Source organism: Bradyrhizobium tunisiense (assembly GCF_042263385.1).
Classification (GTDB): domain Bacteria; phylum Pseudomonadota; class Alphaproteobacteria; order Rhizobiales; family Xanthobacteraceae; genus Bradyrhizobium; species Bradyrhizobium tunisiense.
Genome location: NZ_JBHLEV010000009.1, coordinates 129,406 through 144,094 on the forward strand (window position 1 = coordinate 129,406; position 14,689 = coordinate 144,094).

The 14,689-nt window shown below is 58.9% G+C and carries 12 protein-coding genes; 3 read left to right on the forward strand and 9 right to left on the reverse strand.

From position 1 onward, the window contains the following. Window positions 1-54: 54 nt before the first annotated feature. From ACFDR6_RS29985 to ACFDR6_RS30015, 7 genes are all read right to left on the reverse strand, one after another. Window positions 55-1,218 carry an acetyl-CoA C-acetyltransferase gene (locus ACFDR6_RS29985; protein ID WP_375860509.1) on the reverse strand — a complete coding sequence of 388 codons (1,164 nt, stop codon included), beginning with the start codon at window positions 1,216-1,218 and terminating at the stop codon, window positions 55-57. Window positions 1,219-1,231: 13 nt separating this feature from the next. Continuing rightward, the gene (locus tag ACFDR6_RS29990) at window positions 1,232-2,008 is read right to left on the reverse strand and encodes an enoyl-CoA hydratase/isomerase family protein (protein WP_375860510.1); all 777 of its coding nucleotides are present in this window, start codon (window positions 2,006-2,008) and stop codon (window positions 1,232-1,234) included. Further along, window positions 2,005-2,985: a phosphotransferase family protein gene (locus ACFDR6_RS29995; RefSeq protein ID WP_375860644.1), complete on the reverse strand. Its 981-nt coding sequence runs from the start codon at window positions 2,983-2,985 to the stop codon at window positions 2,005-2,007. Before ACFDR6_RS29995 ends, ACFDR6_RS29990 begins: the two co-directional genes overlap by 4 nt. An 83-nt stretch (window positions 2,986-3,068) precedes the next feature. After that, the gene (locus ACFDR6_RS30000; RefSeq protein ID WP_375860511.1) at window positions 3,069-4,244 is read right to left on the reverse strand and encodes an acyl-CoA dehydrogenase family protein; all 1,176 of its coding nucleotides are present in this window, start codon (window positions 4,242-4,244) and stop codon (window positions 3,069-3,071) included. Beyond that, window positions 4,241-5,002 carry a 3-hydroxyacyl-CoA dehydrogenase gene (locus ACFDR6_RS30005; RefSeq protein WP_027544439.1) on the reverse strand — a complete coding sequence of 254 codons (762 nt, stop codon included), beginning with the start codon at window positions 5,000-5,002 and terminating at the stop codon, window positions 4,241-4,243. The genes ACFDR6_RS30000 and ACFDR6_RS30005 overlap by 4 nt, the downstream gene beginning before the upstream one ends. 132 nt (window positions 5,003-5,134) lie before the next feature. Then, window positions 5,135-6,286 carry an acyl-CoA dehydrogenase family protein gene (locus ACFDR6_RS30010; protein WP_375860512.1) on the reverse strand — a complete coding sequence of 384 codons (1,152 nt, stop codon included), beginning with the start codon at window positions 6,284-6,286 and terminating at the stop codon, window positions 5,135-5,137. A 369-nt stretch (window positions 6,287-6,655) separates the two neighbouring features. Next, complete coding sequence (locus tag ACFDR6_RS30015; protein WP_375860513.1) at window positions 6,656-7,327, reverse strand: TetR/AcrR family transcriptional regulator; 672 nt, start codon at window positions 7,325-7,327, stop codon at window positions 6,656-6,658. Window positions 7,328-7,576: 249 nt separating this feature from the next. On the opposite strand from ACFDR6_RS30015, the gene ACFDR6_RS30020 reads away from it, so the two are divergent. The 3 genes from ACFDR6_RS30020 to ACFDR6_RS30030 all read left to right on the forward strand — a co-directional run bounded on the left by ACFDR6_RS30020 (window position 7,577) and on the right by ACFDR6_RS30030 (window position 11,819). After that, window positions 7,577-9,118, forward strand: a complete 1,542-nt coding sequence (locus tag ACFDR6_RS30020) for an acyl-CoA synthetase (protein ID WP_375860514.1) — start codon at window positions 7,577-7,579, stop codon at window positions 9,116-9,118. Window positions 9,119-9,222: 104 nt separating this feature from the next. Beyond that, on the forward strand, window positions 9,223-10,410 hold the full coding sequence (locus tag ACFDR6_RS30025; protein ID WP_375860645.1) for a diaminopropionate ammonia-lyase: 1,188 nt from the start codon (window positions 9,223-9,225) through the stop codon (window positions 10,408-10,410). A 500-nt stretch (window positions 10,411-10,910) separates the two neighbouring features. Then, window positions 10,911-11,819: a LysR family transcriptional regulator gene (locus ACFDR6_RS30030; protein ID WP_375860515.1), complete on the forward strand. Its 909-nt coding sequence runs from the start codon at window positions 10,911-10,913 to the stop codon at window positions 11,817-11,819. Between the two features lie 336 nt (window positions 11,820-12,155). Here ACFDR6_RS30030 and ACFDR6_RS30035 read toward each other — a convergent pair whose 3' ends face one another. Continuing rightward, the gene (locus ACFDR6_RS30035; protein ID WP_375860516.1) at window positions 12,156-12,680 is read right to left on the reverse strand and encodes a hypothetical protein; all 525 of its coding nucleotides are present in this window, start codon (window positions 12,678-12,680) and stop codon (window positions 12,156-12,158) included. Between the two features lie 1,269 nt (window positions 12,681-13,949). Continuing rightward, window positions 13,950-14,522, reverse strand: coding sequence for a GNAT family N-acetyltransferase (locus ACFDR6_RS30040; protein WP_375860518.1), 573 nt, complete (start codon window positions 14,520-14,522; stop codon window positions 13,950-13,952). Between the last annotated feature and the right edge of the window lie 167 nt (window positions 14,523-14,689).

Below are 14,689 nucleotides of genomic sequence, written 5' to 3' on the forward strand. Positions count from 1 at the left end.
CTTTGACGTTCTACTCTTGGCTCTTGATCGCGACCTGCCACCGTGTCTGGAAGGTCATCCCAACGCTTCAATGATGGTCACGTTGGCGATGCCTCCGCCCTCACACATCGTCTGAAGGCCATATCGCTTGCCTCGAGCCCTGAGAGCATGGACCAGGGTTGACAGGAGCTTGGTACCCGAGGCTCCGAGGGGATGACCGAGTGCAATCGCGCCGCCGTTGACATTCAGTTTTGTGGGGTCGGCCTCAAGTGCCTGAAGCCATGCGAGGGGCACCGGCGCGAAGGCTTCGTTGACTTCGTAGAGGTCAATATCGCGGATGTTCAGCCCGGCCTTCGCAAGAGCTCGGCGGGTCGCGTTGATCGGCTCCTCAAGCATGATGACGGGATCGCCAGCGGTCACCGAGAGACCAACGATGCGGGCGATCGGTTTCAGATTGTGGTCCTTCAGAGCCTTTTCGCTGACGACCATCGCCGCGGAGGCGCCGTCGCAGATTTGGCTTGCATTGGCGGCGCTGACGACGCCCCCATCCTTGAGAAGCCTCACCGACCCGATCGACTCAAGCGAGGCGTCGAACCGAATTCCTTCATCCACGGTGTGCTCGTCCCCTTCGATTTTCAGGGGCACGATCTCGTTCTTAAAGGCTCCGGATTTCGTTGCGTCTGCGGCGCGCCGGTGACTTTCGAGGGCGAACCGGTCCAAGGTCAGCCGATCAAACCCATATTTTTTTGCGATCATCTCGGCACCCTCAAACTGGCTGAAGGACCCCACACCGAACCGCTTTTGAATGCGGTCGCTGATTGGACCCGTCCCGAGGCCCTCCTTCTGGTGCAACGAGATGTTCGAGAACATCGGCACGCGCGTCATGCTTTCCGCGCCGGCGGCTATTACGACATCCTGCGTGCCTGACATCACCGCTTGTGCGGCGAACTGCACCGCCTGCTGCGAGCTGCCACATTGCCGATCGATGGTCACGGCCGGAACGGACTCCGGGAGCTTGGAGGCAAGCACTGCATTCCGTCCGAAGGCAAACGCCTGCTCCCCGGCCTGCGTCACGCAACCCAGGATCACGTCGTCAACAGCGGCCGCATCAATTCCAGAGCGATCGACGATCGCGTTGAGTGTTTCCGCAGCCATGTTGGCGGGGTGCCAGCCAGCCAGCTTGCCGTTCCGCCTGCCACCCGCCGTCCGCACCGCTTCGACGATATAAGCCTCGGCCATGGCGCTATTCCTTTCATCCGTTTGAATTTCGACGAGCGACGAACGCCGCTACACGACGACGTGATTCTTCCGAGCCGCCCAGCGCGGCAATGCTCCGCATCTCCCGCTCAAGTTGCGTCGCCAGCGTGCTATCGAAGCTTTCGAACAGGAGACGCCGAGCGGCACCGAGTGCTGGCACCGGCTCGCCTGCGAGCTTCTCTGCGAGTTCGGCGCCCGCGGCGAGCAGCTGCTCGCCATCGACGATCCGCGTCACGATGCCAATACGCTCTGCCTCGTCGCTCAATACGCGTCGATTTGACAGGATGATCTCCTGAGCTCGCCTGAGGCCAACCATCCTCGGCAGCAGCCAGCTCATTCCGCCGTCCGGGCTCAGACCCAAAGTGGTATAGGCAGCGCTAAAGTGCGCTGACCGGGCCGCCAACGCGAAGTCGCCGATCATTGCGAGGCTCATACCGGCTCCGGCCGCGGGCCCGTTCACGAGCGTGATCAGCGGCTTGCGCATGCGCATGAGACGCAGGATCGCGGCGTGAAGCGTTCCCGCCAGATCTTGCAAGAAGGCCGATACGTCGGCGCCGGCTGCCGCGAAAGCACCGACGTCACCCCCTCCGCAAAAGAGCTTGCCGCGACCGGTCAGTATGACGCATCGAATGTCGTCGTCCTCATCGCAGCGCTCGGCCGCCTGCAAGAGGGCGAGAGCCATATCAATGTCAATCGTGTTGCGGTGGTCTGGGCGCGACAAGGTCAGCGTCGCGATTTTTTCGGCGCAGGAGAATTCGACTGGACCGCTCATGACAGTTCCCCCAGTGTCCGAACAGCCAGCGCCGCCAGCTCCGGAAAGGTCTTGCCGCGCTCGATAGCCTGCGTCGATGAGGCTGTGCCCCGCAGCGCACGGCCGGCTATGCCGTGCATGATCGCCGCAAGCCGAAAGAAGTTGAAGGCAATGTAGAAGTGCCAGTCCGGAATCTCCTGGCGACCGGTCGCTCGGCAATACCTGTCGATGTACTCCGCCTCTCCCGGGATGTTGAGCGCGGCCAGATCGGCTCCCGCAAGGCCGGCAACGATGTGGGGAGGCATGCGATACATCATCGCGTGGTAGGCGAAGTCCGCAAGCGGATGACCGAGGGTCGAAAGCTCCCAATCGAGTACAGCGATGACCCGAGGCTCGCGGGGATGAAAGATGAGATTGTCGCAACGAAAGTCGCCATGGACGATGGCGACCTCGTCATCTTCGGGAACTCGTTCCGGGAGCTCCGTGACGAGGCGGTCCATGTTGGCGTCGCGCCCGGCCTCAGGATCTTCCTGATACTGACGTGACCAGCGACTGATCTGCCGCGCGAAGTAGCTCCCCGGCTTTCCGTAGTCGCCCAAACCGATCGAAGACGGATCAATGGAATGCAGTTGCGCGATGACGTCGCACATGGCGTAAAAATAGGACGGGCGCTCTTCCCGGTTGACTTCCGGGAAGGTGGCGTCCCAGAAGATTCGCCCTTCGACCAGCTGCATCACATAGAATTCGCTTCCGATGACCGACTTGTCGGCGCAGTAGCCGTAAATCCGCGCCACGGGAAACCCGACTTGCGACAACGCGCGCTGCACACGTGCCTCGCGGTCAACCGCGTGCGCACCGGATACCAATGGGCCCGGCGGTTTCCGCCGGAGTACATACAGGCCGTCTGCCGATTGAAGACGGTAGGTCGGGTTGGACTGACCACCCTTGAATTTGGAGATGTTGAGAGGTCCTCGAAACCCCTCAACGTTGGCCGTCATCCATCGTGACAAGGCGTACTCGTCCAGACGGTACCCCTCGGCGGGCTCCGTCAGTCCAGAATTCGCAATTTCGTCGAGGGCGCTCACGGGTTGGCCTTCTGCCAGTCGCGCTTGATCTTCTTCGCCAGCGACCATTTGTGCACCTCGGTCGGACCGTCGTAGATGCGAAATGCACGGACCTCGCGGAATACCTGTTCGACGATGGTTTCGTTGGTGACACCTGTCCCGCCCATGACCTGGACGCAGCGATCCGCGACCCGCATGAGCGTCTCACTTACGGCGACCTTCGCCATCGAGCTCTCGTTTGTTCCTAGCGACCCCGTGTCCAAGACGCTCGCACACCAGGAGATCATCAACTCGGCTTGTTTGAGGTCGATCAGGTTGTCGGCAAGCATGAAGCCAACTCCCTCGTGGTCGATGAGCGTCTTGCCGAACGCCTGCCGGCGGTTGGCATAGCTGGTCGCGATCTCGTTGGCGCGGATGCAAGCGCCTAGCCAGCGCATGCAATGCGACAACCTGGCCGGCGAAAGGCGGATCTGCGCGTATTTGAATCCCTCACCCGGCAGCCCGAGCATTTGATCGGCCGGAATGCGCAAATTGCGGATGGTTATGACCGCATGACCGCCCGGCATGGAACTGTCGATCGTGTTGGGCACATGATCGATCGTGATTGCTGGATCAGGCAAATCGACCAGGAACATGCAGGCGCCCTCCTCGGCCTTTGCCATCACGATGCCGACCTTGGCTCCGCGAGCACCTGTGATGAACGCCTTGCGCCCGTTCACAACCCACTGGTTGCCATCCGGACGGCAGGTCGTGGTCATCATCGATGGGTCGGACCCTGCTCCCCCCTCTTCGGCCGGTTCGGTCATGAAAAAGGCGGACCGCGCGCGACCCTCAATGAGCGGTTTTAGAAAGCGCTCCTTGATCTCCGGCGAGCCAATTTTACCCAGGAGGTACATATTGCCTTCGTCGGGAGCCGCCGTATTGCATGCGAGGGGGCCAAGTGGCGATAGGCCTGTCTTGGCCAGGACGATTGCGGTTTCCGCCTGCGAGAGATGCGACCCATCGGCTAGGATGTGTGGCGTCAATACGCCCGCATCCCGCGCCAGTTCTCGCAACTCGATGACCAATTCGTCCTTGGGACAGTCATGATGATCACGGCGAGGATCGCGCTCGAACGGGACCACGACATCCCGTACGAAGCGCTCAACGCGATCGGCAATCTGTTGAGTACGCTCCACGCCAACCCCGCTCATTTGGGTGCCATTCGGATTGCGCCATCGAGGCGGATGGTTTCGCCGTTGAGCATTGGATTGGTGACGATGGACTCGACCATCTGAGCGAATTCGGACGGATGACCGAGCCGGCTCGGAAAGGGCACCTGCTTGCCCAGCGACGTCTGCGCCTCTTCAGGAAGCGACATCAGCAGTGGTGTGAGAAAGATGCCTGGCGCAATCGTCATCACCCGAATGCCATAGCGCGCGAACTCACGCGCAAGAGGCAGCGTCATGCCGACAATTCCGCCCTTCGATGCTGAATAGGCGGCTTGGCCGATCTGGCCATCGAACGCAGCAACGCTGGCAGTGTTGATGATGATGCCCCGTTCCTCACCGTCCGGCTCGGCCGTATGAAGGCGGGCGGCAAACTTCGACAGCATGTTGAAGCTGCCAATCAGATTGATGTTGATGGTCCTGGCGAAATCGCGCAGCGGAAGCGCCCTGCCGTCTCGACCGATCGCCTTACCGGGCGGGCCGAGGCCGGCGCAGTTGACCAGGATGCGCCCCTTACCGTGCATGCGCTCTGCTGACTCGAGCGCCTGTTCGAGGCCGTCCTCGTCGGTGACGTCGACCTTGATGAAGTGCCCGCCGATCGTCTTAGCGTGAGCCTCCCCCAACGCGGCGTTAAGATCCAAGATGGTCACGTTGGCGCCCGCGGCCGCGAGTCGCTCGGCCGTGGCGCCTCCGAGACCGGAAGCGCCGCCCGTGACGATTGCGGCTGTTCCCTTTATCTGCATGCACCTTTTCCGTTTTCTCGAGGTTCAAATTTCGATGGCCTAGCCATCGCTTCGCCGCCGCCAATGAGCGTACTTGCGTAGCTTGCGATGACGGCTGGATCTGACACGGAGGCTCCTCAGTGCACTTCGTTGTTAGTCGCGCGCTGCCGCGGCCCTCGCGAGGTCGCGCGCAATGACCATTCGCTGGATATCCGATGTGCCTTCGTAGATCTGACAGACGCGCACATCTCGATAGATCTTCGCGATGGAATAATCTTCCAGATAGCCGTAGCCGCCGAAGGTCTGCAGCGAACCCGAAACCACCGCCTCGGCCGTTTCGGAGGCGACGAGCTTCGCCATAGACGCTTCCTTGAGGCATGGAAGAGCTGCATCCTTCATCGCGGCGGCATGCAACACGAGCTGATGAGCGGCCTCCAGTCTTGCGGCGAGATCCGCTAGACGAAACCCGACGGCCTGATGCGCGATGATTGGCGACCCGAAACTCGTTCGCTCGCCAGCGTACTTTACCGCCGCGTCGAGAGCGGCGCGTGCCATTCCCACGCATTGCGCCGCAATGCCGATGCGGCCGGCCTCAAGATTGGAGAGCGCGATGGAGTAGCCGGCACCTTCCGGACCGAGCCGCATTGCCTCGTCGACGAAAACGTTGTCGAACCGAATGGCACAGGTGTCGGATGCGGCCTGCCCCAGCTTGCGTTCGATTCTCTCGACGCTGTAGCCAGGGCTGTCGGTGCGGACCAGAAAAGCCGAGATCCCGCGCTTGCCTGCAGGAGGATCGGTTACGGCGAACACGATCGCAAGGCCGGCAGTTCGGCCCGACGAGATAAACTGCTTCGCTCCGTTTAGCTTATATCCGCCTCCTGCACGAACGGCGCGCGTCCTCAACGCGGAGGCATCCGAACCTGCCTCCGCCTCGGTCAGCGCGAATGCGCCAATCATTCGTCCAGAGATGAGCGAGGGCAGAAATCTTGCTTGCTGCTCCGGCGTGCCGTCCTTGAGTAAGCCTGACACGACCAGACTGTTTTGAATGCTCAAAATGGTAGATAGCGCACCGTCGGCCGCGGCGATTTCAACAAGCGAGAGTGCATAGGATACGTAGTCGGCGCCGGCTCCTCCGGCCGCTTCGGGCGCTGTCATTCCCATAAGTCCAAGGCTCGCGAGCTCCTCAAACAACCGCGCGGGGTATTCCTTGGCTTGTTCGTAGTCGCGAGCGAAGGGCGCAACGCGCGCCTGCGCGAACTTGCGCACTTCGTCGCGAATAGCGGCTTGCGTTTCAGTCAGGATCACGACGCGCGCCTATCGATTTTTCGCCCAGACGAGCCCAGGACGGGGAGCGCGACTGCGCTAAGCACTAAAGGGAAGGACAATGAAGTACCTGGCTTCATTACATTTTCTGCCGAAATGACCGGCTCCTCCCTGCTGAATTTCCGCGCTTCTGTCCCGGCGCCCAAAAGTGATATTGATGTCATATTACTGCTAGGTTGCCTCGTCAAGCCGGCTCCATGGAGCGCAGGGCCAAGTCCGTCCACCTGGCTTTTTATTGATGATTGTCAGCGTTCGAACGCTGGTCGCGATCACTGGGCAGATTTGATGAACGAGCAGCGTCGCGCCTGTTTGGCTGCGACACGCTTGCTCGCATCAATGGCAGAACGGATGCTAGTTGGGAGCCGCGGGATCGTCTTTGGCGGTACCAAACACGCCTCGATACCAGACCTTTGCGCAGTGTGTCCCTATGTGCGCAATCTCCGCGTCGCTTGGATCTTCCGACGCGAGGTCAAACTTCATATAGGCAACCTGCTCCATCGTGGCGCCGAGCACTTCAGCAGCCATTTCAGGATCGAGTTCACGGCTTAGTTCGCCCAATCCCTGAAGGCGAGTCAGCCAAGTCGCGGTGCGCCTTACGAAGCGGCTACGTTCGGTGACATAGAGAGAAAGGAATGTTGCTTTCTCTCCGCGAGCTGCCGCCTCGCGCATGACGCGCAACAGCTTGCGATGTCGGGCATAGATCTTGAGATACGCGATGGTATTCTCGACGAACTCGGCTTCGGTTGTCTGCAATGAGCGACCCGACCTTCGCTTGCTCGCGACGTAGATCTCGTCGAGCAATGGCTGCAAAACGGCGAGCAGAATCTCGTCCTTATTTCGAAAGTGCCGGTAGAAGTTGCCGTAAGACGTTCGAGCGATCTTGACGATGTCCTGGACCCGGGTGGCCTCGTATCCTTTGCGCGCGAATACGCGTGCCGAGGCGTTCAGCAGGCGCTGACGCATCGCCGCTCCCTTGGCGGTGGCAGGGGCTAACGGCTCCAACGCAGAATCGGTCTCCAGCATTTGCCACCCATAGCACCGCGGCCGCTTGACCACCAGCTCGGAACCCAGTAATATGACATCAATGTCAGTTATTGACTAGGCTCGAATCGTCATCAGTTCAAGGGCCGGGAGCTGCAGAGCTCGCCCGGCCCGTCGATGCAGCCAGTACCCCAGTGGAGGGGGGCGCCCTCGGGTGCTCGGTCGCGGCAATTCCGTTCGAAATCCAAATTTCGCCTCTCTGTAGGAAAGACGACATTCAGGGATGTGTTGATGTATCCGGGCACCCACGCACTAACAAATCCGGACTGCCCTGCCCTCATCATGACGGCAACCGGTGAGATCGTGACATACGCCGAATTGGAGGATCGGTCTCGACGGGCTGCAAATTGGCTCTTCGACGCCGGCTTGCGGCCCGGCGACGTTGTGGGCGTACTCTCTGACAACAGCCCTTGGATTTTCGATATCTACTGGGCCACTCAGCGCTCGGGCCTATATCTGTTGCCGATCAATTCTCGGCTGAGCCCCAGTGAAGTCGACTATATGCTCGAAAATTCCGGCGCGGCGGCGTTGTTCGTCGGACGTGGTGGATTCGAGACGGCATCAAAAATCGACGCCCACGAAAAACTAAGGCACCGCGTTTGTTCTGAGGGAAATCTGTCAGGTTACGAACCGTACCAGCAGATACTGGAAACCGCTCGCGCCACGATCCCGGCGTCTCAACCGCGCGGCGCAGACATGCTGTACTCATCCGGCACGACCGGGAGGCCAAAAGGCGTCAGACATGCGTTGCCGGAGCGACAGGTTTCCGACCCTGGCGATATAATGGTGCAGATGTTTTCGTCGAATTTTGGCTTTGATGAGAGGACAATCTATCTGTCCCCGGCGCCTCTCTATCATGCAGCGCCGCTACGAACCTGCGCGACCGTCCAGGCGCTGGGTGGCACCGCACTCGTTATGGACAAATTCGATGCCGAAGCCGCTTTGGCTGCCATCCAAGACTACAAGGTGACCCACAGTCAGTGGGTGCCGACCATGTTCGTGCGGATGCTCAAATTGCCCGACTTAGTTCGGAATCGATATGACGTGAGCAGTTTGCAGATCGCGATTCACGCTGCCGCACCATGTCCCGTTGAAGTCAAGCAAGTGATGATGAAGTGGTGGGGGCCGATATTGTGGGAGTACTACTCCGCCACCGAAATGAACGGGATGACCGTGATCGGCCCCGACGAGTGGCTCCGGAAGCCCGGCTCCGTAGGTCGCGCCGTGCTGGGGAAGATCCACATCTGCGATGAGGACGGCAGCGAACTTCCAGCCGGTCAGACGGGTACGATTTATTTCGAACGCGATAGGATGCCGTTCGTCTACCATCACGAGCCGGAAAAGACGCGGGCCGCGCAACATCCGGCGCATCCGTGCTGGACCACTGTCGGCGACATCGGACACGTCGATGCGAACGGCTACCTCTTCTTGACCGATCGCAAGGCGTTCATGATCATCTCAGGCGGGGTCAACATCTATCCTCAAGAGATTGAGAACGTTCTGGTGCTTCATCCTGCTATCGCGGACGTAGCCGTCATCGGAATCCCCGATCCTGATATGGGCGAACAGGTCAAAGCCATAGTGCAATTGCTGCCTGGCACGGAAGGCAGCGAGAACTTGGCGGAAGAAATCATCGCCTTCGTGAAGAATCGCGTTGCCGGCTACAAGGCGCCCCGCAGCATCGATTTTGTGCCTGAAGTCCCGCGTTCACAGACGGGCAAGCTCATGAAGCAGGAGTTGCGTAATCGGTATTGGTCGGAGAAGGCAGCCTGACATCAAGCGCCTGGAATGGAATGAACCGCTCTACTCTGCGGCCTCGCCAATGCCCTGTCGTATGTATGCCGATGAATTTGGTCAACACAACACAACGCAACGCCATGCTGGTCCGCAATACGCACAGTAACTATCGCTTGCCGGTCGATTCCTCAGATGCCGATGCTCTCGGCATCGAGGCTGGCCTGGCAGTGGAGCGCTTCCTCCAGCATAGGCAGGGGACCGCCCCTACCCCGATGGTTTCGCTTCCTGGCCTTGCCCGTCGTCTGGATGTCGGATCCATCCACGTCAAGGACGAAGGACAACGACTGGGTCTCGGCAGCTTCAAAGCACTGGGGGGAGCCTATGCGGTCATACAGCTTGTCCTTGGGCTCGCGTCGCAACGATGGGGCCGTCCAGTCGACATTTCTGAGTGGCGCTCACCGGAAGTCGCCACAGTCGCCGCTGGAATAACCTTGACGTGCGCCACGGACGGCAACCACGGCCGATCCGTTGCACAAGGCGCTCAACTCGTGGGCGCAAACTGCGTTGTCTTTGTTCATGCTGGAGTGAGTGATGAGCGCTGCCAAGCGATCGCGCGGTATGGTGCTCGTATCGAACGTGTTCAGGGCAACTACGATGATTCCGTTGCGTTGGCATCTAAAATTGCCAGCGAACGGGGCTGGATTGTGGTCTCCGACACATCTTGGCCAGGTTACGAACGGATCCCTCACCTCGTTATGCAAGGCTATACAGCATTGCTTCGTGAGGCTCTTGGTGCGCTGCCAAAGCCTCCAACCCACGTGTTTGTCCAGGCCGGTGTCGGCGGCATCGCTGCGGCGACTGCCGCTCATTTTGCGCTTGTATTCGGAAAGGACAGACCCTTCTTCACTGTGGTGGAGCCGGATCGAGCCGCCTGCCTTCTCGAGAGCGCCAAGGCCGGCCAGATCGTGAAGGTGCCGCACGACAGACCAACCGTCATGGCGATGCTTGAATGCTACGAGCCATCACTTGTTGCCTGGCGCATTCTCTCGCGCGTTGCCGATGCCTTTATGACCATCGAGGACGACGAGGCGGTTACGATGATGAAGGCGCTTGCCTATCCCGTCGACGGGGATCCGGCGATCGTCGCCGGCGAATGTGGCGCAGTAGGTCTCGCTGGATTGGCAAAGGTGGCGGGTGATCCAGCGTTGCGTTCGGAGATCGGGCTCGACTCAAATGCCTGTGTCTTCCTGATCAATACCGAGGGCGCGACTGATCCAGCGCTCTATGAGAAGCTCGTGGGCGCTCGCCCCGAGGACGTAACCGGCTGAACCGACGAAGGAGAGCACATAGCATGCCGAGTTGTCCGACGTTTATGTGGTTTGCAGTGGCCGCGCGTGACCGCTCTGTCTGCGGCGGTCGCGATGAGACAGGGCTTTCGGTTTTTCACATGCCTTGCAACCGCCGGCCATTGCATGTGGATTTCAAACACGATTCTCCACTCTGGAATGGTTCGCGATTCCTTCGCCGGTTTGCAGCTACAGTTGATAGCTGCAGTCGCCCGCTCGCGTTTCGAGCCAAACCCAAAGCGAAGTCGGAGGGCCCCACGATTCTACGGAAGCAAGTAGCTGATATAGAAGCGGCAGGCGTTCGCCGGGTCGCGCACGGCAAACCTTGGTATAGCCTTTCCAACCCTTTGTATGCAGCAGTTCGTCATCGAACTGCTATGTCTTAACTCTAACACTCCATCTAAAATTTTGCCGCACTCCCGTGAGCAGGTAAAATCGATTGTTTAGATGAAGCACATCCACACGATGGATAAATTCGCACCATGCGTTTCAACGGCCTTGATCTAAATCTTCTCGTCGCGTTCGACGCTCTCATGACGGAGCCGAACCTCACCGCGGCGGCGCGGCGAATCAACCTGAGTCAACCGGCCATGAGCGCGGCCGTGGCCCGGTTGCGCACTTATTTCCACGATGAGCTCTTTACGATGATGGGCCGCAAGCTTGTGCCCACGCCGCGAGCCGAAGCGCTTGCTGCCCCAGTTCGGGAGGCTCTGTCGCACATCCAACTCTCCATTATCTCCCCCGACGGATTCAAGCCGGCGCAGTCGAATCGTCGCTTCAGGATCATCCTGTCAGATTTCATGATGACCGTGTTTCTTCGAAAGGTCGTGGACCGCGTCGCGCAGGAAGCGCCCGCCGTCTCCTTCGAATTGCTGCCACCCGAAGAGGACCCCGATCAACTTCTCCGGCGGAGTGAGATTGACTTCTTGGTTTGTCCGGAATTGTTCATGTCGCACACGCATCCCAAAATGCCGCTGTTTGACGAAAGATTCGTGTACGTCGGCTGTCCCAAGAACAAGCAGCTAGCTAAGCCGCTTACATTGGAGCGATACTTATCGATTGGACAGGTTACGGCCAGGTTTGGGCCGACGATCAGACCTTCGTTCGCTGAATGGCTTTTGCTCGAGCATGATCTCAAGATTCGCGTCGAAGTCGCTGTGCCGGGCTTTAGCCTGATCCCACCCCTGATATTGGGAACTGATCGCATAGCGACAATGCCATCGAGGATGTTCAAGCATTTCAAGAACACGATGCCCTTGCGAACGATCCAAGCTCCTTTGCCGGACTTTGCGTTCACCGAATCCGTCCAGTGGCCTGCTCTTCACAACGCTGATCCGGCGAGCATTTGGATGCGCAACATTTTTGTGCAGGAGGCCTCCCGTATCGCATAAGTTCGCCTGAACTTGAATGCGTGGCGTAATCAACCACAGCACGTGGTGATCCACGATCTATCGAGTCACCGACTTGAGACGCATCCGCGTCAGCGGTAGCCTGATTGGCTTATTTTGGGTGCCAGTGCTTGAGCCAGGCGGGATCTTCGTTGTCTACCCGGCCGACTTCGAGCAGGTTGTTCATACCGAATTCGGTGGAGGCTGCGACACCCCTTTTCTCGGAAAAAATGGAATCGGATGACGCCGTCCTCGATCTCCATTCGTCGACGAACGTCCCGCAGCCAGTCTTGGTTTCGCCGAAACACAACATCCTTCGCGAAAGGCGTCGCCTGATCATCAACGCTGGTTCGTGCTCGGTTCGGAGATCAGTGGCTTACCCCCGACCGAGACCGGCCCTTCTGGCTTAGCGGGTTGGACGGCTCGCTTGGCCGGGCTCGAAACGGGATGGGAAGGCGGGGGAGAAGAAGGCGCGAGAAGAACGGGGGCAGCGACGGCCGGTTTCTGCAACAACTCAATTCTCGATGTCAGCGCCTCGATCTGATCTGCCATGCGTTTCAAATCGTCCTGCTGCGCACCGATGTTACGATTGATCTCTCCAATTTGATCACTTGCCTTCTGCTGCTCGGACCGAATCTCCAAAAGTGCCTCCCTATCTTCAGGTGACAGGCCTGTCGTTGGGACGACTTCATGAGCCGACGGCTTCTCGAAAAACTCTTCGACACTGATCCAATAATAGGCTGCTCCGGCGCACAGGCCGATGGACACCGCCACGAGCGCGAAGACCGACGCAAAACGTCTTGACGACCTGTGCAAGACAGAGGGTGGTTCCAAGCTGTTCACTTGATCAATCACATTCGTCATCCCTGAGCCTGCCATTCTCATCCGTGTTGGTTTTTCTCGTGACGCGATAAAGGGCAATGGTCAAGAGTACCCGGAGCCGAGCGTGCAGCCTTGCGCAACTTTGTCTGAGCGCATGGTTTTATCCCATAAGGCGCATTAACAAGCCGGCGCGGCGAGCCCCTGATACCCATATTTCCTTGAAACTGAACGATCCGAAGTTGCGATCCAAAGAGTGAGCGGTGCCAAAGGGAGTTGCCATCTTGGCAAGATCGCTCTCGTCGAACTCCAGGGATCTCCTTGCACGAGCGTTATTGGGAGCGCCTGTCCGCTTTCGGCGCTTCTTCGCCGCAAAACGGCTCGGAGCTGTTCGAGAGCGAACCAACAGCAGGGCTGTATGCCTCGCTATCCGATATTTAGATATCCAGTCGTGGCTTGCACGGGGGCCCGTCGAGTTCAGCCCGTTGTCGCGAGATGCCGGTATTTTCGCGGACAGTCAAATGCAGCTTTCCGCTTGCGCTTTGGCCTGCGAATCGGCGGCTGCATGAAAGAGATCGTGGGTTTCACTCCAGCGCTCCTCAATCGTTCAACGCTTTCTTGCGCAAGACGCGGTATCACGCACAAATGCTGCATCGTGAATAGAAAGACGCAGACTCCAAACCCGGTCTCGAGCCTAACTTTATCGCGACAATGGATAACTTACGTTGTGGGGCCCGCTTGTGCGCAGGGCAACCGTTAACTCGCGTCCTGATCTCGTCTTCAGGGTGTGTGCATTTCATTTGAAGACTCGGACGCCCGAAGAAAACCGCAAGGTGGTAACATAATTGATCGTGGGGGAGGTCGAACAGGTGTCTATAGAATGCGAACGTTCGGCAATCATCGCCACCGAGGCTTTTGATCGCGGCCCGGGACTCCCTTTGCCGGAATTTACCGGCGTATGGGCTGTCTTCGCGAGATGGGTATTGCATCGTCCTGCCGCCATAGGGACATCATACGCATTCGCCAGCGCAAGGATCGATCCGATGGCGATTGATCGTGCAGGCCGGTCCAATTCGAAATGGAGTTGTCAGAAATAGAAGTCACCGTCGGAGTTCTTGCCTGCAAGAATGGCTCGGCTGAGGGCCCTCCACGTTTGCAGGCTTCAATTAAAAGCCGCGAAGGGCTTAGCTAGGCATATGCTCGATCCGGTCGTGTAAGACGCCAATGAGCATGTCCGCCTTTCCCCGTGAGAGATCAACCTCGCCTGGCGGCACGACATAGCCGCCACAATCCACCGAATGTGCTACGCACAATTTATGCAACTCTTGCATCGGATGAATTCGGGGTACGGCGCCGCGGTGTGCGTCCCCGCCGAGGATCTAGCCCCGATGGGGCCGCAGGACTACCCTGCCCACGTGGACCAGCTAAGCCGTGCAATGGCAATTTGAGACGCGGGCCAATCTCTGAGAAGCCGAGCTTCAGGTACAATGCTGAGTTGGGACTGCGACTCCACATCGGCTGCCTTGGCGCCCCGACTTCAAGTTGGCCCCAGCCTTTTGTCGCCCCAAGGGTAACGGCTGCGTCGATGAGCGCCATCGCAACACCAGATGATCGCTGGTCAGGCACCACGTAGAGCTCAGTGATAATGCCGTAGGTTCCGCGCGCAAAGACGGCGGCACTTTCCGATAGCATGATGAGGCCGACGGGGCGTTCCTCCGTAAAAGCAAGAAACCCCGAGATGCGCTCTTTCATGGCCAGCAGGTCGGCAACCAGTCGAGTATCTACTCCGGCCTGCACGTGACCGGCCCCAAGTTCGGCAAGCAGAGCACTGACCATCTGAGTCACCGTTGCGGCATCATCGACGGACACCTCACTCGTCTTCACCATGTCACATCCTCCACCACGTGGTTCAGCGGCAGCAACGGAGACAGAAGCTGCCGCAGCCATCAACTCAAAGTAGATATGATGTTACTTTGAAAGTCCAATGACGCTTTCGTTCACACCATTGAGAGGTCGCTAGATTTTCACTTGGCGCTTAGCTGATGGTTCTGGCT